Source organism: Micromonospora sp. NPDC047467, assembly GCF_040643095.1.
Classification (GTDB): Bacteria; Actinomycetota; Actinomycetes; order Mycobacteriales; family Micromonosporaceae; genus Micromonospora.
Genome location: NZ_JBEYTO010000002.1, coordinates 231,677 through 257,880 on the forward strand (window position 1 = coordinate 231,677; position 26,204 = coordinate 257,880).

General features: G+C 67.0%; 17 protein-coding genes and 2 pseudogenes. 16 read left to right on the forward strand and 3 right to left on the reverse strand.

Features of this window, described 5'->3' with window-relative positions; all coding sequences use genetic code 11:
* Positions 1-110 precede the first annotated feature (110 nt).
* The 3 genes and pseudogenes from ABZ780_RS05315 to ABZ780_RS05325 all read left to right on the forward strand — a co-directional run.
* Positions 111-296, forward strand: a pseudogene (locus tag ABZ780_RS05315) (hypothetical protein); the annotation flags it as partial.
* A 537-nt stretch (positions 297-833) separates the two neighbouring features.
* Positions 834-1,364: a very short patch repair endonuclease gene (locus ABZ780_RS05320; RefSeq protein ID WP_357484406.1), complete on the forward strand. Its 531-nt coding sequence runs from the start codon at positions 834-836 to the stop codon at positions 1,362-1,364.
* Positions 1,365-1,750: 386 nt separating this feature from the next.
* A complete protein-coding gene (locus tag ABZ780_RS05325; RefSeq protein WP_357484409.1) occupies positions 1,751-3,067 on the forward strand; it encodes an ATP-binding protein in 1,317 nt (438 codons plus the stop codon).
* Here ABZ780_RS05325 and dcm read toward each other — a convergent pair.
* Positions 3,057-5,015: a DNA (cytosine-5-)-methyltransferase gene (gene dcm / locus ABZ780_RS05330; protein ID WP_357484411.1), complete on the reverse strand. Its 1,959-nt coding sequence runs from the start codon at positions 5,013-5,015 to the stop codon at positions 3,057-3,059. The two genes, ABZ780_RS05325 and dcm, sit on opposite strands and share 11 nt — an antisense overlap.
* Before the next feature lie 381 nt (positions 5,016-5,396).
* Between dcm and ABZ780_RS05335 the strand changes: the two genes are divergently transcribed.
* From ABZ780_RS05335 to ABZ780_RS05360, 6 genes are all read left to right on the forward strand, one after another.
* Positions 5,397-7,382, forward strand: coding sequence for an AIPR family protein (locus tag ABZ780_RS05335; RefSeq protein WP_357484414.1), 1,986 nt, complete (start codon positions 5,397-5,399; stop codon positions 7,380-7,382).
* A gap of 42 nt (positions 7,383-7,424) precedes the next feature.
* Entirely contained in the window at positions 7,425-8,939 is a 1,515-nt protein-coding gene (locus ABZ780_RS05340; RefSeq protein WP_357484417.1) for an ATP-binding protein, read from the forward strand.
* Entirely contained in the window at positions 8,936-9,925 is a 990-nt protein-coding gene (locus ABZ780_RS05345) for a PD-(D/E)XK motif protein (protein ID WP_357484420.1), read from the forward strand. The genes ABZ780_RS05340 and ABZ780_RS05345 overlap by 4 nt, the downstream gene beginning before the upstream one ends.
* Entirely contained in the window at positions 9,922-12,825 is a 2,904-nt protein-coding gene (locus ABZ780_RS05350) for a Z1 domain-containing protein (protein ID WP_357484423.1), read from the forward strand. The genes ABZ780_RS05345 and ABZ780_RS05350 overlap by 4 nt, the downstream gene beginning before the upstream one ends.
* Positions 12,826-12,967: 142 nt before the next feature.
* Positions 12,968-14,422, forward strand: coding sequence for a hypothetical protein (locus ABZ780_RS05355; protein WP_357484426.1), 1,455 nt, complete (start codon positions 12,968-12,970; stop codon positions 14,420-14,422).
* A gap of 234 nt (positions 14,423-14,656) precedes the next feature.
* Positions 14,657-18,298 carry an AAA domain-containing protein gene (locus ABZ780_RS05360; RefSeq protein WP_357484429.1) on the forward strand — a complete coding sequence of 1,214 codons (3,642 nt, stop codon included), beginning with the start codon at positions 14,657-14,659 and terminating at the stop codon, positions 18,296-18,298.
* 399 nt (positions 18,299-18,697) lie between these two features.
* Here the strand turns inward: ABZ780_RS05360 and ABZ780_RS05365 are convergent, their stop codons facing one another.
* Both ABZ780_RS05365 and ABZ780_RS05370 read right to left on the reverse strand, forming a co-directional pair.
* On the reverse strand, positions 18,698-19,477 hold the full coding sequence (locus ABZ780_RS05365) for an ImmA/IrrE family metallo-endopeptidase (protein WP_357485305.1): 780 nt from the start codon (positions 19,475-19,477) through the stop codon (positions 18,698-18,700).
* Between the two features lie 120 nt (positions 19,478-19,597).
* Positions 19,598-19,831, reverse strand: a pseudogene (locus tag ABZ780_RS05370) (helix-turn-helix transcriptional regulator); the annotation flags it as partial.
* A gap of 204 nt (positions 19,832-20,035) precedes the next feature.
* Between ABZ780_RS05370 and ABZ780_RS05375 the strand changes: the two are divergent.
* The 7 genes from ABZ780_RS05375 (at position 20,036) to ABZ780_RS05405 (ending at position 26,168) form a co-directional block, all read left to right on the forward strand.
* Positions 20,036-20,926, forward strand: coding sequence for an AAA family ATPase (locus ABZ780_RS05375; RefSeq protein WP_357484433.1), 891 nt, complete (start codon positions 20,036-20,038; stop codon positions 20,924-20,926).
* Entirely contained in the window at positions 20,913-21,398 is a 486-nt protein-coding gene (locus ABZ780_RS05380) for a hypothetical protein (RefSeq protein ID WP_357484436.1), read from the forward strand. The genes ABZ780_RS05375 and ABZ780_RS05380 overlap by 14 nt, the downstream gene beginning before the upstream one ends.
* Positions 21,395-21,895, forward strand: a complete 501-nt coding sequence (locus tag ABZ780_RS05385; RefSeq protein WP_357484440.1) for a hypothetical protein — start codon at positions 21,395-21,397, stop codon at positions 21,893-21,895. The genes ABZ780_RS05380 and ABZ780_RS05385 overlap by 4 nt, the downstream gene beginning before the upstream one ends.
* 13 nt (positions 21,896-21,908) lie before the next feature.
* Complete coding sequence (locus ABZ780_RS05390; protein ID WP_357484443.1) at positions 21,909-22,769, forward strand: CBASS oligonucleotide cyclase; 861 nt, start codon at positions 21,909-21,911, stop codon at positions 22,767-22,769.
* The gene (locus ABZ780_RS05395) at positions 22,766-23,716 is read left to right on the forward strand and encodes an S-4TM family putative pore-forming effector (RefSeq protein ID WP_357484446.1); all 951 of its coding nucleotides are present in this window, start codon (positions 22,766-22,768) and stop codon (positions 23,714-23,716) included. Before ABZ780_RS05390 ends, ABZ780_RS05395 begins: the two co-directional genes overlap by 4 nt.
* A gap of 986 nt (positions 23,717-24,702) precedes the next feature.
* On the forward strand, positions 24,703-24,924 hold the full coding sequence (locus tag ABZ780_RS05400; RefSeq protein ID WP_357484449.1) for a hypothetical protein: 222 nt from the start codon (positions 24,703-24,705) through the stop codon (positions 24,922-24,924).
* A gap of 161 nt (positions 24,925-25,085) precedes the next feature.
* Positions 25,086-26,168 (forward strand): NAD-dependent epimerase/dehydratase family protein, encoded by a 1,083-nt coding sequence (locus ABZ780_RS05405; protein WP_357003737.1) that lies wholly within the window; start codon positions 25,086-25,088, stop codon positions 26,166-26,168.
* The last annotated feature ends 36 nt before the right edge of the window (positions 26,169-26,204 follow it).

Genomic DNA, 26,204 nt, shown 5'->3' on the forward strand with positions numbered 1-26,204 from the left:
GAAGAGACCGGACGACTTGATCTTTGGGCAAAGGTGAGCGTCGATCGTGTCCACCGTCCGTCCGGTAGTCCGTGCCGGACGACGTGACCGTCGACGAAAGGGACTTCACCATGCCTCGTGAACGCCTCAGCCTGCTCGCCGTGATCCCTAACGACGTGACCGACCCACTCCTGTGGCGGCTCGCCCTCGACGTCGCCGCCGCCCACCAACCCGACAACCACGGCAACTGCCGCAACCTGCAGTGCGCCGGCCAGCGCGGCATGTGCGCTGCCGCCCGCACCGCCCGCCGAGCCATGAACCTCGCCCGGCCAGCACGGCCAGCCGCCACCTCGTCCACAACCCCGCGACCGCACGGCCGAACGACCGTAGCCGCCTCCCGGCCGCTGCCGTTTCGTGGCTGGTTCACCACTTCGCCGGCAGAGCCGGCGGCGGACAGGCGCCCGCAGCGATCTTCTCGGCCATCCATGTCGGTGCCGACGGCCGCATAGGCCGACACCCGACCCAATCGGCCCCTAGCCTGATCGATCGTCGTCGTCTCAGCGTCGGGCCAGAGCCTGACCGCCAGCGCGACGGCGTCGAGAATCACTTGGCCATCGACCTGCACCCGCGTCAATGTTGGGATAGGCGGCGATTCAGGGCTCAGATCCGCGTCGTCTCCCCTGCAGGCCCGAGGGCCTCGTCCGCAGGGGGTCGCCAGTTATGCCCCTCGAAGTGAGCTGTATCCGGGCCTTCCGTCGACGTCGGTCGAGGCCCAGTCGGTACTGGTAAACAGGGTGAGAGCCGGCTGGGGAACCGGGGTGGCCCTTTACCGAGATTCCGAGGTGACGACTGTGATGACCAGTGCCGATGGCGGCGGCTCCCCACCGTCTCGGGGTGGTTCTCGAGACTGGGTAGCCACAGCCCAGGGATCTCATTTGCGAGGACGGCGTACACGGAACACCGCACCCGAAATGGCGTTGCGCCGCGCCGTACACGCACTGGGTCTCCGATTTCGCCTTGGGCGGACCCTGTTCAACCGTTGCCGGCCGGACCTCGTGTTCCCCGGTCCGCGCGTCGCGGTGTTCGTAAACGGGTGCTTCTGGCACGGATGTCCGCAGCACGGACCCTCCAGATTCCGTGGTCCCAACGCCGAGAGGTGGAGGACAAAGATCGCCACGAACCGGGCCCGTGATCAGCGGGTCGACAACGAGTTGATCGAGGCCGGTTGGCGAGTGGTCAGGGTGTGGGAGTGCGAGGTTCGTCGAGGGGTCGAAGAGCCGGCGCGTCGGGTTGTTGTCGAGGTGCGCGGCTCGTCATGCGCGGGCACCACCCCCGCGAGTCCGGTCGCCCGGACGGCCGCAAGTCAGAACCTCGCCGCTGGGTAACTGGGCTGCCTCCTGCGTTCCGGACGCTGCACACCTGTTCCACCTGCGGCTGGCAGGACGAATGCGGTCGGTTCGCTGATCGTCACATCCACCGCGGTCCGCCTGACCGGCTCCAGTCGAGCGCTCCGGTCGTACCCCTGTTCTAATCTGGCGCACGTGTCGAGGGGAGGCGCCGCCATGCATCGGAAAGCTCCGGTGAACTCTGCCGAGGGCAGGCAAAGTTCACCGGAATCTCATCCCAGTTCGCGCGCAGGCGACCGCTCGACCGCCCTGCCTTCCGTGTCAAAAGTTGGGCTTCAGGCGCATCGCTGTGCGTCCCGTGAGGTGGGTCGCGCAGGAGTGTGACATCCTGGTCCCCGTCGTCGTTGTCGAACGGAGGAAGCGTCGTGAGCGTGCGAAACCTGTACAGCGTGGCGCCGTCTGCTGCGCGGTTGACCGACTCGCTGCGTGACATCGGTTACGACTTCCCGACTGCTGTGGCAGACGTCGTGGACAACAGCGTTGCTGCGGGCGCGAGTCGGGTCGAGATTGACGTCGTGTTCGATGGTTCCGACTCGTGGGTGATGATCGCCGACGACGGCGAGGGTATGAGTGCCAACGGTCTGTTGGAAGCGATGCGTTACGGCAGCCGACGCGACTACGGTCGCGGTGATCTCGGTCGGTACGGGCTGGGATTGAAGACTGCCTCTCTGTCGCAGTGCCGGTCCCTGACGGTGGTCAGCCGCAGGAGAGCGGCCACGGCCCGCACCGTCTCGCGAATGATCGATCTTGACCTGATCGCCGAGGTGGACGACTGGGTCATCGCCGAACCGGCAGACGGCGATCAGGTCGCCCGAGCCCGCGAGACGGTGGCGGACACGGGAGGGACCGCTGTGCTCTGGCGCGGTCTCGACCGCGTTCTGCCGGAACGTAAGCCTGAGGGTGGCTGGGCGCGCCGCCGACTGGAGGCGCTGGCAGGCAGGACGGCAGACCACCTGGGTACGGTTTTCCACCGTTTCCTCGAGGGTGAGGTTGGCGGTGGTCTCGTAATCACGATCAACGGCGAGAAGGTCCGGCCGTGGAACCCATTTGCTCCAGACGAGCCCGCCCGCGAGGTGCTTCCTCCGCTGCGCTTCGAGGTTACAGTCGGTGAGGCCGCCGGCACGGTGGCACTACAGCGGTACGTCCTGCCGTCTCGCGATCAGTTCACGTCCCAGGCGGAGTTCGAGCGGCTGTCGGGCCCGCTGAACTGGAACCGTCAGCAGGGCCTGTACATCTACCGCGCCCAGCGGTTGGTCCAGTGGGGCGGGTGGAACGGGATGCGGGGCATCGACGAGCACACGAAGCTCGCGCGGGTAGCACTGGACTTCGACACGGACCTTGACGTGGTGTTCAACATCAACGTGGCGAAGATCAGGGTGGCCATGCCGCCGCAGCTGCGTCAGCTGATCGAACGTCCCGTTCACGAGCTGTGTATGCGTGCGGACGACGCCTACCGCAAGAACTCGCGCAGTGCCGCCGAGGGCTCGAAGGCAGGCTCCGAGCAATTGGCCGCCTTGTCTCGCGGTGAGGCGTCTGGGGCGGCGCCGCCCATGCCAGTTGTCGGTTTGGCGCTGCGCGCCGCAGCAATGCGTGCCGGCGAGTACGCGGCCCTGCAGCGCATCGGTGAGACGTTGCGGGCCGAGGCCCCTGACGTCGCTGCCGCGCTCGGCTTCAGGGACTGACCACCGGCTGCCCTGCGGTCCGATTACCCCGTTTGGCAGCCTCGCTGCATGCTTCGATCAGCGGGCAGCGGGGACAGGCGGGGTCGGTGGGACGGCAGACTGAGGTAGCCAGCTCGATCAGGCCTAGGTGCGCTCGCCGTGCGTTCTTGTCATCACCGATCATTCGGGCGACGGCGAGACGCCCAGCGGTCATCCTGTGGCTTCGTTCGACGTGCTCGCCGGTGAAGCGGGCGGCGACGCGGTGGGTGCCCTTGGTGATCAGCACAGGCTCCTCCGCGTCGTCCTCGCCGCGGGTCGGGATCGCGAGGACGGCGAGGTCGATTACCGAGGCGTCGACCCCGCGGAGGCCTTGGATCTTATCGTCGTCGAGCAGGTCCGGTTGCGACGTGAGCGTGCGCGCCAGTTCGAGCAGCCGCTCGGCTCGGTGCTCGCGGTTGACCCACCGCCCGATCTCGAGAAGTTCGTCGCCGGCGTCAACGGTGTCCTGCGGCTGCTCCCATCGTTCGAGCAGTGACCAGAGAATTCGGATCTGCTCGGGTGCCGCCCGGTCGAGGAGCATCTCGGCGGAGATTACCTGCCACCGCGTCCGGGCACGCAGCCACGGAAGGGTCGGCTCGACTAGGCCGTCGAACCAGGTGGCGAGGGCCTGGGCGATGTCGTGGCTGCGGTAGGGGGCTGGCCTCAGGGCGTCCAGCGCCGTCATGACGGCGCGTCCGAGCTGGGTGCCGAGCGCCGGGGGTACGGCGTTGCCGATCTGGCGGAACGCCGCCGACGGTGGGCCGGCGAAGCGAAACCGGTCGGGGAAGGTCTGCAGTCGAGCGGCCTCACGCACGGTCAGCGTGCGGTCCTGTCGGGGATGGATGTACCAGTAGCCGTCCTTGGCGATGTGCGCGGTGATGGTGCGGGAGTAGGTGTCCTCGCTCAGGCGCTTGTACTTGTCGTCGAAGATGTCGTCGCGATAGCGCTTGACGTCCTCCGGCAGGTCCGAGTACCTGGTGCCGGCGTCCATCATGTCGAAGGCGCGCAGGTCATCCTCGCGTACGGGTCGCGTGATGTGGTCGAAGACCTTGCCAGCGTCCGACGGTGCGACACCCCTGCGCATGTGCTTCTGAAAGGCAAACGTCGGACCGGTGTAATCCGTCCAACCGTCCGCCCCACCCTCGGGCCTCCAGCCGCCCTCGACCTCGGGTAGGTCGCTGATCGCGTTCCAGACCGACACCCGGTCCGGTACCTCCTCCGGCCAGTCGAAGGCGACCCCGTCTCGCAGTGCGACCAAGATCAGCCGCTGGCGGAACTGCGGCACGCCGTAGCGCAGGGTGTCGACAACTCGTTCCTCGACCGCGTAACCGATGGACTCCAACTCGTGGACCATGGTGCGGAGGATGAACATCTCCCGGTCGAGTGCCATGTCGGGGACGTTCTCCATGATCACAGCGGCCGGCCTGGCCAACTGGATCACTTCCAAGAACGAACGCCAGAGGTCCCGGCGTTCGTCGTGCGCCGGGCGAAGGCCGTGGCGGACTTGGTGACGGATCAGTGAGCGGCCCGCCCGGGAGAAGGGCTGACACGGCGGACCACCTGCGAGTAGCTCGATCCCCGCTTCCTTGACCAAGGCGGCGATCCGTCTGACATTGGCCGATTCGCCGAGGTCGCAGTCGAGGGTGAGGCCCGGGTTGTGGTGTCGGTGCGTCTCGACGGACTCGAGGTCGCGGTCGGCCGACAGGACCACCTTGAACCCCGCCTCGGTCAGACCCAGGCTCAGGCCCCCGGCACCGCAGAACAGGTCCGCGGCCAGCCGCTCGCCGCGATCACGGCACGCCGCCGCGAAGCGGAGGAACTCGTCGTCGTCCTTGCATGCCTGACGGTGTGGTGCCAGGCGCACGAACGGGCCACGTACGAGCTTGACGCCGTAGCCTGCCCGAGGTCGTTCGACGGCATCGTCCGTCACCCGTGTCACCTCCGATCGGTCAGAACGCACTGCGCAGGTTACCTCTGCGGTCCGACGCCGCGCGTCCGGCCGCTCCGCGTTGTCGCCACGGGCTCGGCGACCCTGACGAGGTCGCACGAGATTCTTCGGCCTCCGATCGCTCCAGAGGTGGTTGGTTCGGCCGATCCGGAACAGGACCGATGCGGTGACGGCGCCTCGGCTTAGCGGGTCTTGTCGGTCCTGTCCTTATCGTGGAGAGTTGGTGCCATCAGCGACCGAGTCGGCGCGTACTGTCACCGCACGTGCCGAGCGATCCTCCGGAGAACTGCATGCCCCTCACGAGTCCGCCCGGGACGTGTGGCCCGCTGCGCTGTGCCTGCGTCCTGCGGCACAGGGGCCCGCGTGGCTGAACCGGATGTCGGTGCCTACGCGCACGGCCTCATCGAGGACGTCAGGGCCCAGGCTGAAATCGAGGGCTGCGACCTCCATGAGGCATTCACCCAGCTGATGCTCGACCAGCTGACAGCCGACGGGCACACCGAAGATGCCGTGGCTGTGCACTTCAAAGACCACGGTGTCGAGGTCAGCGGTTACGGTGCCGCGTCCGATGACCGATCGTTGGACCTGTTCCTCACCTACTACAGTCCCCGCGCCGACGACGACCACAAAATCGGGCGTGCCGACGTCGAGGCGGCGTTCCGGCGTATGGAGAACTTTCTGTCTCGCTGCGTGCGGGGCAGCATGGCAAGGCGGGACCGGTCCTCCGAGGTAGCCGGAATGTGTGAAGCCGTCGCGGAGAAGTTCGGCAGGGTCGAGTCGGTCCGTCTGGTGCTGGTCACCAACGCACGCAGCGTCGCGCGCGATGGCGTTCCGCCGATGTTGTTCGAGGGGCGGCACGTCACCCGGGAGTTGTGGGACCTGCGCCGGCTGGCGAACTGGTCGGCATCCGGGAACAAAGCCGAGCCAATCGTGGCGGAGTTTCCCGCAGGTCTGCCCTGCCTGGCCACCCCGCGTACGGACGAGGACTACTCGGTCCTCCTCGCCATCGTGCCGGCCCGCGGCCTCGCCGACCTGTACTCGACGCACGGAGCCAGGCTCCTGGAGCTGAACGTCCGCTCGTTCCTGCAAGTGCGCGGGGCGGTCAACCGAGGAATCCTCGACACCCTCAGAGGTAACCCGGAGCGGTTTCTCGCCTACAACAACGGCATCGCGGCGACCGCATCGAGGGTGGACTTCGAGGATGCCCCGTCAGGGCAGCGGGTCATCCGTCGCATCCACAATCTTCAGATCGTCAACGGCGGGCAAACCACCGCGACCATCCACCACGCCCACCGCAACAAGGTGGACGTCGACGTGGCGTACGTGCAGATGAAGCTGACGGTCGTATCGCCGGACCGCCTCGACGACATCGTTCCGCAGATCTCGGCCTACTCGAACACCCAGAATCGCGTCACCGCCTCGGATCTGAAGGCGAACAGCGCGTTCCACGTGGACGTCGAGCGCATCATGCGGACCCTGTGGGCGCCACCCAGTGCCTCACACCCCCACGACACCCACTGGTTCTACGAGCGCGCCCGGGGCCAGTACGCCAATGCCCTGACCCGCGAGGGCACGCCTGCCCGGCAGAAGGTGTTCAAGGCAGCCAACCCGCCCGCCCAGAAGTTCACCAAGTCGGACCTCGCCAAATTCGAACATTCCTGGGCCAAGGAGCCACATCTGGTCAGCCTGGGTGCGGAGAAGAACTTCACTTTGTTCTCGCAGAGCCTCGAAGAGCAGCCCCCTGCCGTGGACAAGCAGTACTGCCGACACCTGGTGGCCAAGGCGATTCTCTTCCGCAAGGTCGACAAGCTCGTCGCAAGGCAGAACTTCGGCGGCTACAAGGCAAACATCGTCACCTACACCGTCGCGAAACTGGTCCAGGGGACGGGTGGAAGAGTCGACCTGGACCGCATCTGGCGGACGCAGGACCTCACGCCCGCCCTGCAGGACGCCGCCATCGACCTCTCCCTGCTCGTGCACAAGGTCATCACGTCACCGCCCGAGGGCCGCACCAACGTCGGTGAGTGGACCAAGAGGCCGGAGTGCTGGACCGCCGTACAGGATCTCGACTGGACCACGCCGGCGCCGCTCGCGGCGGAACTCGTCGATGTCGACACCTACGGCCCCGACATGGACCTGATCAGGGGCACCACCGCGACCGACTGGGCTGACCTCGCCGCCTGGGGCGCCGACACAGGGCACCTCGACGCCGAGCACCGCAGGTCCGCAGCAGAAATCGCCCAAGCCATCGACCAGGGGTGGGACCCCGCCGGCAAGCACGTAGGCACCGCTTTGGAGGCCATGCGTCGCGGCCGACGTAACGGGTTTCGTCCAGTCAGCGGGTTCTGAAGGTTTCGCCGGCACCGCCGGTCAATGAATCGGGAGCGGTAGATGTCCGTCTGGTTCCAGGAGGTTCCCACCGAGGGATCGGTGGAGCTACCACCCGATCCACGAGCCTTGGACGCCCTCGGTCGTAACCACTCGCTGGAGACCGCCCTGGCCGACCTGGTGGACAACTCCATCGACGCCGGCGCGACCGACATCCTCATCCGGTTCGTCCAACGCAACGCCCGCCTGGTCGGCCTCTACGTCGTCGACAATGGTCGCGGCATCGCACCCGAGAGCATCGACGACGCGATGACCATCGGCGGCCAACGCCGCTACACGGGCGAGGACCTCGGCCACTTCGGCCTCGGGTTGAAGGCGGCATCGTTCAGTCAGGCAGCCAGTCTCAGCGTGCTCTCGCGTGCCTCCGGATCGGAACCGGTCGGAAGACGCTGGCAGCTCGACGCCGGTCGTCAGACCTTTGACTGTGACATTGTGCCGGAGGCGTTCGCCGCCGCCGAAATTGACCGCGACTGGCAGCTCCCAATCGGCCCGTCGGGCACGGTCGTACGGTGGGACAGCGTCAATGGTTTTCCCTCGACGGACGACCCGGAGCAGGTTGACGAGTTTCTGAGTCGCACGATCTCACATTTGCAGGGGCATCTCGGCCTGACCTTCCACCGCATCCTCGTCGACCGCGGCGTGCGGATCGTCATCGACGTGGAGGACGCCGACCTCGGCGCCGGCGTACGTCACCCGGTCGCGCCGATCGACCCCTTCGCCTACCCCGAGACCCTGCCTGGCTGGCCGAAACAGCTCAAGGCATCGATCGATGGAGCGAAGGTTGTCCTTGACTGCCACATCTGGTCGCGCCGCTCCAACACGCCCGAGTACCGACTCCCCGGCGGGGCAGAGACGCGCCAGGGCCTCTACTTCTACCGCCGGGGTCGACTCCTGCACGCCGGAGGGTGGGAGGGTATTCACGCGCCCGATACCCGACTTCAGCTCGCCCGCGTCCGAATCGACATCGACGGCGACACCGCGGGGATGTTCGTCATGAACCCCGAGAAGTCTCGGGTATCAGCCGGACCCCGCTTCGCCCCGGCTGTCGCCACCGCCCACGCCGACGACGGGACCACGATCACCGACTACCTCCAAGCGGCCGAGGCGGCGTGGGCCACCGCCAACCGCCGCAGGACCGCGCGACGCAGTGCCGTGCTACCACCCGGCAAGGGTTTCCACCCGAGGGTCACCCGCGAGATCCGCGACGAGTTGCCCCTGTTGCACGAGGACCCCGTCAACATCCAGTGGAGGCGGTTTACCACCGACGCGTTCCTCGAGTTCGACCGCGAGACCAGGACGCTGTGGCTCAACCGGTCATACCGGCAGGCCCTGCTCGGCGGACGCCGCGGCGGAAGCAACGATCTACCGGTGCTGAAGGCCGTGCTGTTCCTTCTCGCCGGCAACGTCTTCGAGGGCTCACACTTTGGTGCGCGCGACAAGGACAACATCGACCTCTGGCAGGAGATCCTGACCGCAGCCGCGAAGGCGGAGAAGTCGACCTTCGAGGCCCGCCAGTGACCAGCGCAGCAGACCGCCACCTCAGCACCGACAGCTTCAACGCCTACCTCCGCAGCCAGGCCCCGATCGACCATCCCATCCCGGGATCGCCGCGGATCGTGCTCTTCGTCGACCCTCACACCTCCCGCATCGGGCTACGCGGACCGGCAACGCCCCACGAGGTTCCACCAGCCGGCCTCGAACACCTCACCGCACACACCGTCCACCACGACGGACAACGCATGATCGAGATTGCCGTCACCGACCCGCGGCTGTTCGTTGACGCCTACCCGCTGCTGTGCGCTGTCGCCGATCGAGTCCAGCTCGACCAGCAGACATTGACCGCTGCACTCGCGGAGACCCTGCGTCGCTTGGGCCACCTCCTGCAGACGGAGGATGTCCTGTCGCAGGAGAAGGAGACCGGACTCGTCGGAGAACTGCTGTTCCTTGCAGGCCTCGTGCACGCCCTCGGACCGGACGTCGCACTGACGGCATGGCGCGGCGGACAGGCCGAGGAACACGACTTCGGGCTGGACGAGCACGACGTTGAGGTCAAGACCACGACGTCTGAGCGGCGAGCGCACTGGATCTCCTCGCTGACCCAGATGGTCGCGACCGGCGACCGGCCGCTCTGGCTGGTGTCCCTGCAGATCACCGCGGCGGGCAGCGGCGGTTGCTCCCTTCCGGAACTCATCAACAAAGTCCGCGCCCTCCTGCTCACCACGACCCGGCACACCGGATTCGACGGCCTGTTGCAAGCCTCGGGCTGGCGTGACCGGTACACGGCCACCTGCCAGCGTCGTTGGCGACTACGAACCCCTCCTCAGGCATTTGCGGTCACCGAAGCGTTTCCCCGCCTAACGCCGAGGCTTCTGGCGCAGGCCGATGTCGACGGCACCCGCGTGACCGACGTCCGCTACCGGCTGGACCTGACCGGGCTCAGCGGCGATGAGACGCCGCAAATCCTGACCGACGCACTCGCGAGGGGACAACAGGAACTGCCATGAGCGACATCGTCACCACCGCATACGGTGCGGCGCTCGCCGCCATGCAACGCACGGGCCCCAAGCGTCTGCACGCCCTGGCCGCCATGCTGGGCGCCGATGCCCCCGACATCGCCAACGGCTCCGCGTTTCTGACCCACCTACGCGACGCTGGCCCCGAGGATGCCCTACGCCAGCAGATCGCGCACACCCTCGCCGGGTGGGACCACGAACAGAGCAGCGCCCCTTGGACCGAAGGCACCAGCCACAACACCACCGAACGGCGCGCGGCGGTGATCGCCGCGCTCGCCGTCGACGAGTCGACGGCGGACCTGATCGCCGACCTGTTCCCCTACGCCGTCGCAGACGGGGTCATCGTCATCGCCGACGACTGGGAGGAGTGGCGCACCCCGGAACGCCGCACCGAGCGCACCTTCTACTGGGCGCACTACCACCGTTACCTGCTCGACAAGTGGCGCAACGCCGACGCTGTCGCCGACCTCGACAGGGCCACCGAGGAGGTCGTCCGGCGCCTGTCCGACCCGACTCGACCCGTTGCGTACCAGGCCAAGGGCCTTGTCGTCGGATACGTCCAGAGCGGCAAGACCGCCAACTTCACCGGCGTCGTGGCCAAGGCCGTTGATGCCGGGTACCGACTCGTCATCGTCCTCACCGGCACCACGAACATGCTGCGGGCACAGACCCAGCGGCGTCTCGACATCGAACTGTGCGGTCGGGAGAACATCGAACGGGAAATATCCCCCCACGACCAGAAGGTCCACGAGTACCAGAACGACCCCGACTGGAAGGGCGACCGCTTCGTCCGACACGGGGGGCGACCCTCCGACGCCGGATACCCCGACATCCACCGCCTGAGCAACCACGCCGGCGACTACAAGCGACTCAAGATGGGTTTCTCCGCTCTCGAGTTCAGGGGACGCGAGCGTAACCGGAAGTTTTTTGACCCAGCGAATCTTCACACCAGCGACGCCCGTCTCGTTGTCGCCAAGAAGAACGCCTCCGTCCTCGAAGCACTGGTGGCGGACCTGGGTCGCATCAGTGAGCGTCTCGGCGAGGTACCCGTCCTCATCATCGACGACGAGTCTGACCAGGCGTCGGTCAACACCGTCAGCCCGAAGAAGTGGAAGGAGGACAGCAAGAAACGCACCGCGATCAACCGGCTCATCGGGCAACTGATGCGAATGATGCCCCGCGCCCAGTACGTCGGCTACACCGCCACTCCGTACGCCAACGTGTTCATCGACCCCTCCGACGTCGAGGACATCTTCCCCCGCGACTTCCTCATCTCCCTGCCGCGGCCCGCCGGCTACATGGGCGCAGAGGATTTCCACGACTTCGACGCCGAACTACCCCTCGAACAGCGGCCCCTCGAAACGTCGAAGGAACGGGCCCACGTTCGGTACCTCGCCGATGAACCCGACGACGGCGAACTGCGTCGCGCCGTGGACATGTTCGTCCTCACCGGTGCCCTCAAGTTGTACCGGCAACGGCACGGAACGTCCTACCGGCACCACACCATGCTCGTGCACGAGGCAATGGGCAAAGACTCCCACCGGCAGACGGCCGAGGTGATCGGCCACCTCTGGAACACCGCCGGCTACTACCGGCCTTCCGGCTTGGCGCGGCTGCGTGATCTGTACATCACCGACGTCCTGCCCGTATCTCGTGCGCAGGCACCCACACTGCTTGCACCGGCCGATTTCGACGACCTGCGCGACGACATCGGCGAGGCGCTCAGACTCATGAGCCCCGCCGACCGTAACGGCAGCCCGGTCATCGTCGTGAACAGCGACACCGACCTTGAGAGGCAGCAGGAGAGCCTCGACTTCGACCAGCGGGAGATCTGGCGCATCCTCGTCGGCGGCAACAAGCTGGCTCGCGGCTTCACCGTCGAAGGATTGACCGTCACCTACTACCGGCGTGCCACCGCCCAGGTCGACACCCTCATGCAGATGGGTCGCTGGTTCGGCTTCCGACCCGGCTACCGAGACCTGGTCCGCCTCTACACCACCCCAGACCTGCACGACATGTTCGAGGCCGCCTGCCGCGACGAGGACTTCCTCCGTCGTGAACTGCGCCAGTACGCGGACCCGGCCGACGGTACGCCGCAGCTGACCCCTCGACAGATCCCGCCCCTGATCGCCCAACACCGCCCGGACCTGCGACCCACCGGTCGCAACAAGATGTGGAATGCCAAGCTCGTCATGAAGAGCTCACCGGGCAAGCCCATGGAACCGGTGGCCTTCCCGACGTCCACGACAAAGATGAAGCACAACCTCGAACAGTGGAAGCCACTGCTCGCTGCCGCAAGCCAACGGACTGTCGAGTTCGCAGTCCCGGGAGCCAAGACCACCTTCGAGGCGGGAGTGGCAGTTGTCAGTCACGCAGCACTCCTGACCGTCCTCGGCAACATCAAGTGGCTGGCCGACGACACCTTTCAACCGGAACTCGCGTGGCTACGCCAACTGCGTCCCGACCAACTCGCACGGTGGGCCGTACTCGTGCCCCAACAGACCAGGTCCACCACCCGACGCGTCGTCGCCGGGCACGGGCCGTTCAGCGTCTTCGAGCGCCAACGCACCTCGTCCGGCGCCTCGTTCCGAGTGTTTAGCGAGGATCGACACCGCAACGCGGCCATGAGGATCGCCGGCGTCGAGACGACGATCCCGGACTCCGAGGCCGACGCGCTCAGCGGCGGGGCGACCGGCGCGATCATCCTCTACCCGACCGTCGAGAAGGACAATCTCTTCGGACGTGAGGGCCAAGCCATCGAAGACGAGAAGATCACGATCGGGTTCCACCTGGTTACCCCCTCTAGCACCGTGCCGGCCGGTGGGAAGTTGATGCGCTGGGTGACGGTGGACAAGACAAACCCGTACGCGTTGGTCGTTGATACGCCGTGAGGTCCGCTAAGACACCCTCGGTAGACCACCCGTCGCGGACTGCCACGAGGTGAGGCCGGACGATGAGCTCCTAGACCTGATCGACCGCCGCCGCCGGAGCGTGCACGATCTTCCTGGGTGGCGGTCCGGGCCCGAACGATTGATGACGCTGCTCCAGCACGCGATGCGCCTGCGTGCGATGGAGATTGCCCAAGGGCTCGACAGCAATGTGCCCTGGGAGTCGGTCCTCGCCCAGATCATCACGTGGGACCACCAGATCGCCAAGGGTCACGGGCGCTGTGAGGCTGACGATGCCGCGCGCATCTGCGTCGCGGCCCTAGAAGCTACCCGGCTCGACAACCTTTATGGCACCGTCCGAGCCGGCGGCTACGAGGTCCGACGACGGGGTGACTCCTTCCGGATTCGGCACCGCTGGAATCCGGCTATCGAGGCGGCCGACAGCTTCTTGGAGCACGCCGCAATCCCTGCCGAACTGCCGGAAATCACCTCGGTCGAACACGCGTGGATCAAGAATCTGCCCCAGACATCCCGAGGATTTCCCCCTCGTGATGTCCTTGAAGCGGCGACGCGGCGCGCGAGAGCGGCCATTGGCGCCTACCGCGATGCGCTCCCGGAGGGAAACCTCCCCGACCTCTTCCAGCTCGACGACGGTCTGACGGTTGGCCATGCCGTCGACGTGCTGTCAGTTGTCATGGGATTCGCCGAACTCCACGAGTCGGCGACGCGGTTGCTCAAGCGCACCGACGCAGCTCTGGCGCGAATCCCACGAACGCGGCTGCTGGAGATGACCGCCGAGATACTCCCGACGGTTCCACCGAAGTGCATTGACACCACCATCGAGCGTCTCACCTTCACTGCCGGCCGCTCCGCTCGGATCTCACCTCTCGCGGAGCTTGAGGGCACGATCATTCTGTGCCCGCCACTGATCACTCCCAGGGCCACCGATGCGATCATCCTGCGCGGTGCAGCCTACGATCCTGGCCGCTATGGGCCGATTGGGCAGCGACAGGGAAACCGGGCGGTGAGGTGGAAAGACTGGCTTGGCCAGATTCCCGGCGTTCTTGTCGCCGAGCGACTACGCGCTCGCCGGCAAGATCGTGCAGCTGCCGGAGACCTTGACGTGGTGGCGGTGCATCCGCAGCAGAGACGAGGCGTTTGCTTCGAAATCAAGTGGCCCATCGATGCCATCTCTCTCCCGGAGGTCACGAAGATCGAGGATTGGATGAGTGCCGCGGCATCCCAACTCAACCGCCTCCGCGCGGAACTGATGTCGGGCGTAGCCGTGGTAGACATGCCCAAGGGTTGGCCGGATTTCTCCGAGATCACTTGGACGTGGGCTGTGGCCACTCCGCAGCAGCTCTGCCTGCGACCACTGCAATTCAACGAAATCTACGGGACATCCTTCCGATACATGGCCTGCCACGGCGAGCCGCGTTCCCTCGATGACGTCGTCAACGCGCTTGTCTCGCCCGACCTCCCTGTTCAAGGTGTCGACTTCCAGATCGATGCCGTCGATTTCCTGCTTGGGCGGCAGAGAGTAGTCCTAGACGCCATCGGGCTTGCTCGAGAAGGCTGGATGCCTCGACCCTGGCGCTGAGCCGGCGCATCGGGAGCCTGGCGTCAAAATCTCGGCCGATCAATGACGTGTCCAGTTCGGGGCAAGTCGATTTGGCGGGCATACCGTGCGGGACTCACCCGCCCCGGATACCAGAGCTTGTACGCCCACGCACTCTCAGCGCGAGTCAGAACCGGCCCATCCTCGCGGCATCAGTGTGATCCGGTGCCCCCGGCGAGGCGCGTCAAAGCCTCCCGTAGAGGCTGGGGCTGCGGCGTGCTGTGGATAACTGCGCGCTGTCCACAGGCTGTCGGTGAGCGTCTTCGGTGTTGGGTCGGCGTGCCTAGAGTGAGGGCCGTCTCTGTGCTGGAAGATGGGAGTTCGCGGGTGGTCGACACAGGCACGGTCGAGCAGGTGGTACTGGCCAAGTGGGCGGTGCGGCTACCGGCAGTGACAGGGCGGTTCGCGGAGCCGGGTTGGTCGTACGAGGAACCGGTGGCGCGACCCTGCACGACATGTGGCGGGCGGCTACACAGCCTGCGCAAGCCGTACGAGAGCCGTGGCCGGCAGTATCGGTACGTGGCACTGGTGTGCCCACTGTGCCCGACGACGTTCACCCTCGCCGATCTTGGCGTGAGGACCTACGAGCAGGTGACGAGGGCGGCGACGCCGGCGTCCGCGCACCCCGCGACGGGCGGGTTGGCAACTCCCTCGGGCACCGTCGCCCCTGCCCCGCCTCGGCGAGCGCCGGTCAGTGTGGAGGCGGCGCGTCGGCGCGACGTTGTGCGGTTCTGGCGGTCGGTGGAGCTGTTCGCCGCGCAGACCCTCGAACGGCCCGATCCGCGGGAGCGCCGGTACGCGCCCCGGCCGGGTGAGTCGCTGCCCTGGCAGGACGGGCATCCGCTGCGGCGGCACCGCATTGGCGCGGATCTGGTGTGGCGGCACACCGTCTATGGCGGCGTGTTCTCCCTCGATCGGGTTCACTCGGTCGCGCAGGAGGTGTTCGGCGCTTCGACAGCTGACGTGGACGAGCGCACCCCGCGTGGGGAGTCGGCGCTGTTCGCGGTGGCGGTCACCGACGACGGCCGGCTGTTGCTGGACTCGTTGGTGCTGTCGACGGCAGCGTGGGCGGTCGGATGCGCCATGGATCCGGGTCCAGCAGCGCCGGGCTGGCTCGACGGGTTTGACCTGTCTGCGCGCCTGCACGGCGATCGGGTGCGCGAGGCCGTGGCGGCTGCTGACGACGACCACGAGGCGGCGAGGCTGGCCGAGGATGGGGTGGCGGTTAGCCGGCCGGTCACGCCCGAACTGTTGCAGGCGCTGGTCGAGCTCACCGCAGCACAGCTCGGCGTGACGCAACTGCTGCGTCCGACGGGGGTGCGAGTGCACAGCGAGCTGGTGTCACGCCGACGTGCGCTCGACGCGCAGGCCGACTTTCTCAACAGCTTCTTCGTCGACGACCTCCGGCGGGTCGCCGCCGCCGTCGCCGAAGGCGACTGCGGAACCGCCTTAGCCAGCTACCTGAGCAGTGACGAGACCGTCGCCGGCTTGCCCCGCTGGGACGTGCGCGACCCCTTGCACACACCGCTGCTGCTCGACGAGTTGGCGCCGGCACGGGTACCGGCCGGGCGTTGGCCGGCCGATCCCGCGCATTCGCTGGCGACCAGCCAGCAGCTGGCGATCAACGCGATCTGCGACCGGCTCGGCGACACAGCCGGCGTGTTCGCGGTCAACGGCCCACCGGGTACCGGTAAGACCACCATGCTGCGCGACCTGGTCGCCGCGTTGGTGGTCGAGCGGGCCCGCCGCCTTGCGACGCTTCGCACGCCGAGCGCGGCATTCACCGATCAGACGCTCGGCTGGCGCAGCGACAAGCACCAGCGGCGGGTTCGGGCGTTGCGCCCGGACCTTGTCGGCTTCGAGATCGTGGTGGCCTCGGCTAACAATGGCGCCCTCGCGAACGTCACCCGCGAGATCCCCCAGGCCGCGGCCATCGACGAATCTTGGGCGGACCAGGCGTCGTACCTGCGTGAGCACGCCGAGCGGGTGCTTGGCGAGCCGGCCTGGGGCATGGTCGCCGCGATGCTGGGCAACAAGCGCAACCGCCGCGAGTTCGTCGGCCGGTTTTGGTACGGCGACCCCGCGGACCCAGACAGTAAGCCGGGCGACGAGGGGCCCGGCTTGCACGAGTGGCTCAAAGACGCCGAAGCGGGCGGCACTCGGCCGTGGCAGCACGCCGTTGACGCGTTCACCAACGCCCTCGGCGCCGAGCAGCAGCTGCGCGATTCACGTCAACGTGCCCACATCGCGCTGCGGCTTCTGCCCGAGCTACAACAGGCTGAAGCCGCCGCTGCCGGCCATCACAAACAGGCGATCGCAATGCAGCGGCGGGCGGAGGACGCTCACCGCTCAGCCGCCGCTGCCGCCGCAGCCGCGCGTCCGGCGGTTGAGGGTGCTGTGCAGCGGCGGCGGGAGCACCGCGAGCTCAAGCCGGGATTCTGGGACAACCTGTTCACCTTCGGCAAGGCGATCCGCCGCTGGCACGACGAAGACACCACTCTCGCTACTGCCGTGCACACCGCCCAGCAGGCCGCCGTCGCCACCGCAGCCGCCGCACATCGTTCGCACGATGCCGCCACCGCGGCAGCTGACGAGGTGATCGCGGCGGCCACCACGTTGCGGCAGGCCGCCGGGCAGCTTGCCGACGCTCGCCGCGTCCTCGATCACATCTCCCAAGAACACGGCGACCTGGTGCCGGATGAGGCATGGTTGGCCGACCCGCGTCGGCGCGAGTTGGCCGCGCCGTGGTCGGACGAGCAGTGGAACGTCGCCCGGACTCGCGTCTTCCTCGCCGCACTGGACCTACACGAAGCGTTCCTGGCAGGCACAGCGAAGATCATGCGCGCTAACCTGACCGCCGCCATCGACGTGCTGTCCGGCCAGGCGCCGCCGGACGCACCCGAACCCGCCGTACGGGCAGCCTGGCAGTCACTGTTCATGACCGTGCCGGTCGTCTCCACCACGTTCGCCTCAGTCGGCCGCCTGCTGCGCCCCCTCGGCTCCGAGGCGCTCGGTTGGCTGCTCGTGGACGAAGCCGGTCAAGCAGCCCCGCAGATCGCTGCCGGCGCGATCTGGCGCACCCGGTGCCTGGTCGCGGTCGGCGATCCACTACAGCTCGAGCCCGTCGTCACCGTCCTGCACACCACTCAGCAGGCGCTGCGCCGACATCACCGCGTCGCCGAGACGTGGTTGCCCGGACGCGGCTCTGTGCAGACACTCAGCGATCGACTCACGCCGCTCGGCACTCTTCTGCCGGGGCCCGACGATGTCGAGGTGTGGGTCGGCGCGCCGCTGCGGGTGCACCGCCGCTGCGACGACCCGATGTTCAAGATCGTCAACACCGCCGTCTACGGCGGCCTCATGATCCATGGCACCGCACCCCGCCAGCACCTGCTCGACGTTGCGGAAAGCACCTGGATCGACGTCGCCAGCTCCGACGCCGAGGGGCACTGGATCCCCGACGAAGGCGCCGCCGCCGAACAGATCCTCACCTACCTGCTGCGCGCCGGCATCGACCCGAACCAGATCATGGCGATCAGTCCGTTCCGCGACGCCGCCCGCCGGCTGCGACGCCGCTGGGCACCGCTCCACCCGCAGATGACCTGCGGCACCGTGCACACCGCCCAAGGAAAGGAAGCCGACGTGGTGCTGTTCGTCCTCGGCGGCAACCCTGCCCGTCCCGGCGCCCGGGCCTGGGCCGCAAGTCAACCCAACCTGTTCAACGTCGCCGTCTCCCGCGCCAGGCAACGCCTCTACGTCATTGGCAACCACGACAGCTGGGCCAAGCTGCCCTACTTCGGCACCCTCGCCCGCGAACTGCCCGTACGGCCGCTGCGGGCCCACCAAGCGAACCAGTAAACCCGCAGCCGAGCGCGACCCGCGCCTGCGGCGCATGATCGTCGGTGGCGGTTTCCCTCGGTCCCATGCGGCATCGGGCGCTTTCTGACTTATCGATGTCGAGGATTGGTGGTTCACGAACGTCCCTGGCCTTCGGGCCGTGCAGAACGCCCGCAGCGACCGAGCAGCCTGCCGTCTGTGGAAATCCGCTACCCGTTCGTAGCCGGATCCGTGGACCAGAGCGGTGATGACCAACTCGAACTGGGTTGTACCGGCTTGAGCGCTGGACGCCTTCTTAATGGATCACCTGGCGGAATCTGCGCCGTTCAACCAGCGGCCGGAGGTGTGATACCGGATAGAGGGTGCCTCGACAACGTGGTGTTCGAACGCGAAATCACCGGCTACATCCCGGTGCCGCAGTTATAGCTTTACGGTCGGTCTTTCATCCGTCTCGGCGCCGATAATCGAGCGCACGTCCGCCTCGGGAAGACCGGCCCGTTGGGCGAGGAGACTGAGCGGAATTCCGACGCTGGCAGCGACCTCCAGCGCGCGAGGCAGGAGAACGGGACGCTCGGGTTCACCAAGGACGCCCGGCTCATTCTGGCGCCAGCCCCTTGTTGACATGATCTTCATTGCCTGAACATAGGCAGGCTCCGTCATTACTCCTAGAGTACGAGCCCTCATGAGCAGCGCGGCGATCGAGACTTGCCAATAAGCCTTGAGTCGCATCAGCTCAGGCCAGTCTGCTCTGGCGGGCAGTTGATCTCTGATTTGCCCGGCGGGCATGAGGAAAGCCGCAGCGAACTGGTGAGCCTGTGTCTCTATCGCCTTACTTCCAGCCTGGTGTTCGGAGTGCATCACCAGATGGCCTAACTCATGTGCCGCATCGAATCTGGAGCGGTCACGGAGATTTTTGTCGGCGCCCAGCACGACGATGGGCCGGTCTGCGAACGGAACGGAGAAGGCGTCAATCTGCGCGTGGCCGACGTTGAACCTGGTAGTGACGATTCCGTGCCGTTCCAGCTCCAACACCACGTCGTCTACCGGCCCAGGTGGCAGGTTCCACTGTTTACGCACGCTTTCTGCGATCTTCTCAATCTCTTCGTGCCGCGTTTCCTCGGTTACGTTCTCTCGGGCGGATGGGATGTCTACGTTAGGGAGGCGAACGAAGGTCTCAAGCTGTCGCGAGATTTCACGCACTATCTCTACATTAGCGAGCGCCCTTTGTCGTTCTTTTGGTGGCGCTGAGCGCAGACTACGAAAGAACCCGCTCGTCTCGCCCGGATGATCAGTTCGTAAAGGAGCAGCAAAGAATCTCAAGGGGACTCTGAGTGCCACCGCGAGTCGCTGCAAGGTGGCGCTTGACGGCTTTGAATGGCCCTGCTCGAACTGGCTGATTGATGCGGCGCGGACGGAGCCGACCTCGCGGGCGAGTTGAACCTGCGTGAGTCCCCGGAGTTCTCGGGCCACCCGTAGACGGCGCCGGTCGAAGAGCGCCGCCACCTCCGATGCGGAGGCCTCCGATGCCTCGCTGTTCGCCACTGTTGCGTACACCGCCTCGCTCGCTCGTTGCTGGTTCCCCGATCAATCCTACGGGGCGGTAGCGGACTTATATCAGAGCAGGGCGCGAGTCTCAAGGCCACAAATGCGGCGACTTGTGCGATCCTGGCGTCGTGTAGGCTGCGATCATTGCGAAGATGATGTTCAAATCTGAGGTGAGCGAGAGGGGTTGCGGGAGTGAAGGTGCAGGAGTGCGTCGTGGTGAACGAACTCGTTCGTCATGACACGCGTGAGCTGGCAACGTGGGACGAGATTGTCGCACCGCCGGAGGTGAAAGAGCGCCTGGCCAACCAGGCGTTGTTGTCGCTGTTGATCCGGCCGTCCTCGCCGTTCGTGGCGACCGCGCTGCATGGCATGTGCACGTTGTACGGGCCGCCGGGTACGGGGAAGACCACCCTGGCTCGGGGACTACCTCAGCAGTTGGCCAGCTACGTGCCCGGCCGGGCGGTGCGCCTGATCGAGATCAACCCGCACGGGTTGATGAGCGCTGAGCACGGTCAGTCCCAGCAGCGTGTCGACGAACTGCTCGGCGACTACATTCCGTCCCTCGCGGCGGACGGCATGCCGACCGTGGTGGTCCTTGACGAGGTCGAGTCGATGGCGGTCGCCCGTTCGGCGGCCTCGCTCGCTGCGAACCCGGCCGACGTACACCGGGCTACCGATGCCGTGCTGACCGCGCTGGACCGCAACGCCCAGCTGCACCCGCACCTGTTCGTGGTCGCCACCAGCAACTTCACCGACGCCCTCGACGAGGCCTTCCTGTCCCGGTCGGACGCCGCGATCCTCGTCCCGCTGCCCGACGCCGCTGCGCTGCGCGCCATCCTGCGTTCCACGCTCGGCGCTCTCGGCGACACCTATCCCACGCTGAGGCGTCTTGCCGATCATCCCGACCTGGCCGCGGTGGCTGCGCAGGCGATCGGTCTCGATGGCCGGCGTGCCCGCAAGGCGGTGTTCCAGGCTCTTGCCCGCGACCGCGCGACCGTTTTGAGTCCCGGCCTGCTCACCCTGGAGGCCCTTGCCGCCACCCTGGCCGACGAGGCCGCGCTGACCACGACGGCCGCCACGGGAGGCCGCGATGCTGCGAACTAGGACAATCGCCGCCGCCCCCGTGCGCAGCGCCAGCGACACCTGGCAAGTGATCACCGACCTGGTGGCGGACACCATCGCGGTGTCCGCCACGTGCTCCCGGCAGGAGGCCGAGGCCGCCATGCAGGCTGCCGCCCCGGCCGGCCGGATGCTTATCGCCGGCGGCCACCTGGACCGGCGGCCGCTCGTACTGGTCGCCGGAACGGTGCACTGTCAGATCACCACCGTCTCGGGAACACCTGCGCTGCGCGCCGACGAGAACCTCAACATCATCCCGGGCGCCGCCACCGCGACGACGTTCACCATCTACCTGCCGGCGGCCGAGCCGCTGGCCCAGGTGGTGACCGATGCGGTCGCCCGTCACCCGCGCTTGTCGGCCGGGGAACCACCCGCACCTCAGCAGAGTTCAGCGACCATGGCGGGCGCGCCGTTGGTCGACATCGAGGCGCTGCGTCGGGCGGTGACCGGACGGTGACCACGACCTCTACGTACTCCTACACCCGGGTCCACACAGCGACCCACCTCACCGAGGTCATCCTCGGCTCGATCGGCGACATCCTCGCCGACCTCGGCATCAACGCCGGGCCGCTGCACGCGCGGTGGAAGACCAACGAGAACGCCATCAAGGCGTGGATCGCTGAGGGCTCCCTGGCCGCTGTAGTACTGGAATGCCAGCCGCCGACCGGGCAGGCGAAACCAGTGATCGAGTTCCCGGTCGCCTACACCACCACAGGCGGCGGCGACGCCGAATTCACGGCCTCCCGCGCTCGGCTGGCCCGGTTCCGGGCCAAGCTCGACCGAGTGCCGGCAGGAACGACCTTCCGCCTGGTGTGCACCTTCAGCGGCACCCACACCGCGCAGCCCGGCTGGAGCACGACGACCCGGGCCTCCACCGCCGGTCTACAGAGCCTTACCTTCGGCACGGTCGGCACCGCCCCGCACGCGTCGGCGAGCCTGCGGTACCACCACTAACAGGAGAACAGCCATGGCATACATCGACGACGCGTTCATTAAGCTCAAGCACAACCTGGAGATCACCGCCACCGAGCAGAAGCTGGCCGCCGCGCGTCACGAAGCGGTCCGCGACTTCGTCCGCGAGACCTGGGAACTCGTGGACGACTTCCTCACCGGCTCCTACCGGCGGGACACCAAGACGAAGAAGCTCAAGGACGTTGACATCTTCCTGGTCATCGACCCGGACGGGCCAGAAGGCGGCTACCGTGACCGGTCACCACTCGACGTGCTCACCGCACTGCTCAAAGTACTGCGTGAGCGCTGGCCCGACGCCTACCGCGACGGCATGGCCATCGTGATCCCCTACGGCGACGACGTCATGTCCATCGAGGCCGTGCCCGCCTTCAAACGATCTGCCGGCGGCTACTTCATCCCAGAACCGGCCGCCGGCACCTGGATCGCGACCAACCCGAAGCGCCACCACGAACTTAGCATCGACAAGAACAAGGACAGCGACGGCAAGTACGTCCCCCTCGTCAAGATGATCAAAGGCATTAACCGCCACCTCGGCGAGCCGGTCTCCCCCTCCTTTCTGCTCGAGGTCATGGCGCAGACCATAGTGAAGGCACCCGTCGGCCGCTACCAGGACGAGATCGTGCTGTTCCTGGCCACCGCCGCCGACCGCCTCGACGAGGCCTGGCTCGACCCGGCTGGCCTCGGCGGCGACGTCAACACCGTCATGACCCCGGCCCAGAAACGAGCCGCAGCGGACCAACTGCGCGACGCGCAGCGAACCGCGGAGCGCGCCGTTGACCTCGAGGACGAGGGCCAGGACCGCGCCGCCTACGCCGAGTGGCAGAACCTCTTCGGCGACCGGATGACCCGGCCGTGACGACCGCGAACACCCCGACCGAGCCTCGCGGCATTCCCAGCCGGCCCATTCACGAGCGCCAGCTCGATGACGACATGGTCAGACTGCAGCGCGCCGCCGCAGCTAGCCATCAGTACGGCCAGAAGATCGAAGCGATCCGGAACGGAATGGCGCTCCTGCTCGCCGCGCTCGGCCTTATCACCTCGGCGACCGGTCAAAGCCGCGTCTTGCCAGCCATCCTCGGAGCCTGCTGGTTCGTCATCTCCTTCTTCCTGCTGAAGAACATGATGTCCAAGACCGCCAAGCAGGGCACCCTGCTCCAGGAGCAATTCGACACCGCACTGTTCCACCTGTCCTGGCGCCGCGCCGCCGCCGGCGATCCAGTCGCCGACCATGACATTGCCCGCCTAGCCCGACGACTCGTCGTCGGGGGAAAGCGCGACCGGCGCATCACCGACGGCTGGTACGACTCCACCACCGGCGTGCACTACCCATACGACGTGCTCATCTCCCAGGAACAAAACCTCGCCTGGGATGCCCGCCTCCGCCGCACGTACAGCGAACGGATCGCGGCAGTAGCCATCTGCTGGATCATCATCGGTCTGATCATCGGCATGGTCACCCGAGCAACCATCCCCGAGATACTGCTGAGCTTCTACATCCCGTCGCTCGCCGCCATCCAACTCGCCACCGAGATCTGGTCGAACCAACGACGGGTCGCAGACGAACGCGAACGACTAGCCAAGATCGTTCAGGTGGAGCTCCGTGATGGCCAACCAGGACCTCTATCCGACGATCTTCAGCAACAGCTCTGCGCGATTGCCCGCGACGTTCAGGACGGCATCTTCCGGACCCGTCTCGACGTTGCTCGCGTGCCCGAATGGTTCTACCTCCGCTACCGGGCCGCCGACGAGCACGACTTCGCCGAAACCGCCGAAACACACCGCAAGCGGCTCGCCGCGAAATGACCGCCGAACTCAACCGTTCAAAGCTGTCGTGGCGATCCGGTGGTGATCGGATGTCGGCGACCATTCCAGCACTACCGGAACTAAATCAGCAAAGCGCCGGTTCTCCGTGAGCGATCCCAAGCGTGCTGGAGCAACTGTACGCCAACGACCAGCGGAAACGTATCCGCCGGTCAGAGGCTAGAGCTTTCGCAAAGTAGTTGGGCTCGCCTTCTGTTCGAGCTAAGTCATACTACGGATCAACAGGTTCTGAGTCGGGGTTCTTGCGCATGCGCATGCCCCTGCGCAGGGGCATGCGCATGCGCAACGGGGCGCTGTTCGCCGCCATCCTTTTCTCACAGCCTGACCATGGCGAACGCCGCCTAGCTGATCTCTCAAGCGACCACAGCAGCACCCCGCTGCGACCAGCACACGAGAGTCTGAAATAGAAAAGCCGCAGGTCATCAGCCTGCGGTTGCGGATAAAGCACCGCCCTAGGAAACCGATGCTCATCCCATGGCCAACCCGCACCGCACCGCCTGTCGAGGGCAAATTCCTTTATAACGAGCGAGCAGCCGACGAGCATCCACAGTCCGATGTGGATTAAAGAAGGCGAATTCTCGCAGGTCACTACATGGTCATTCCGTTGCTGGCAGAAATTCCTATGGATTAAAAGTCCACAGCTCTGCCATTGAGCTAGCGGCCCGCGCGCTCAGGTTACCGGACGGTTCCCGCCGACGGCTCTCGGCTTCCGGTCGACCGTCGATGCCTGTGGCTGGCCAGCGCTCACCCGCACCCTAGATCGTCACCGGATCGGCGATGTGGCGGTGTCCGGTGTGCGGGAGGCCCCCATGTCGGGGATATGGAGTGGATCAAGCAGTTGGGTGTCGCCCGTGCATGGCTGAGGGCGGCTGGGGAACTGGGACGCGCATGAGATCGGGCAGCGCTCCGGCGGTGGCGGCGTCCGGGGAGGAGATCGGCCGGACGGCGTACGGCAGCCGGGTGGGGAGGTGCACGCCTGGTTGCCCGGCCAGAACCAGACGGTCTGCGGCCTGGCTCTGAGCCGGACCCGCCTGCGTCGCTTCCCGCATGTGCGCTTCGACTACTCGGGCACCGACGTGCTCACCGAGGCCGACGCGGTGGGTTGGATCTGCCCGCGCTGCCTGGCGGCCACGGCTGGCCGGCGTGGCAAGGAGAAGCACGGCTGGGTCCGGAACTCCCCTCGACCTTGATCGACTCGACTTCCCGGAAACCGGGGTATCCGAGGGGCCGGGACACCCCGGGTTCCAGGAAACCGAGTCGATCGAGGCGCCGCGCGCCCCCGCAGGCCGCGCGCCCCCGCAGGCCGCGCTGGGGGCGGTTGAGCTGCTGCTGGACGGGTACGGGGTCGGACATGCGGATCGTGGTGGTGGGGGCGAGCGGCAACGTCGGTACGGCGGTGCTGCGCCGACTGCGCCGGGAGCGGGGCGTGGAGTTGGCCGGGGTGGTTCGGCGGCTGCCCGGCCCCGATGCTGGTACGCCGTACGACCAGGTGGAATGGCACTCGTGCGACATCGGCGCGCCGGGCGCGGTGGGGCAGTTGACCGAGGTGTTCGCTGGCGCGGACGCGGTGGTGCACCTGGCGTGGCAGATCCAACCCAGTCACGACCAGCGGGTGTTGCGCCGGACCAACGTCGACGGCAGTCGGGCGGTTTTCGAGGCGGTGATCCGGGCCGGTGTGCCAGCTCTGGTGTACGCCTCGTCGGTCGGCACCTACGCCCCGGGCCCGAAGGATCACCCGATCAGCGAGCGCTGGCCGGCCACCGGGGTGCCCGGCTCGTCGTACAGCGAGCACAAGGCGGAGGTCGAGGCGCTGCTGGACGGGGTCGAGCGGGAGCACCCGACGCTGCGGGTGGTCCGGCTGCGACCCGGGTTGATCTTCCAGAGGGACGCCGGTACGGAGATCACCCGCTACTTCCTCGGCCCGTTGGCGCCGGTGCGGTTGCTGCGCTTCGGCCGGATCCCGCTGGTGCCCACCAACCGCCGGCTGCGGATGCAGGCGGTGCATGCCGATGATGTGGCTGACGCGTACACCAGGGCGGTTATGGGTGATGCGCGCGGAGCCTTCAATGTCGCCGCGGACCCGGTGCTGACTCCGGAGCTGGTGGCCCGGCACTTCCACGGCTGGACGGTGCCGGTCGCCGCGCCGGTGCTGCGGGTGGCGGCGGCGCTGACCTGGCGGGCGCGGCTGCAACCGGTCGACGCGGGCTGGGTGGAGTTGGGCCTGAACGCGCCGCTGATGTCCAGCGAGCGCGCGGAGACCGAGCTGGGCTGGCAGCCCAGGATCGACGCGCTCACGGCGCTCAAGGAACTGCTCCTGGGGATGGCCGGAGGTGACCACACGGGCAGCCCGCCGCTGTCCGGAGCGCACACCCTGCCCGGCCGCCCCGCCGGCCTCCTGCACGCCCGCCCCGCCGGCCACGGAAACCCCTACTGACCCTCACCCGGGCCGGCTCAGGCGGGCGAGAGGTCG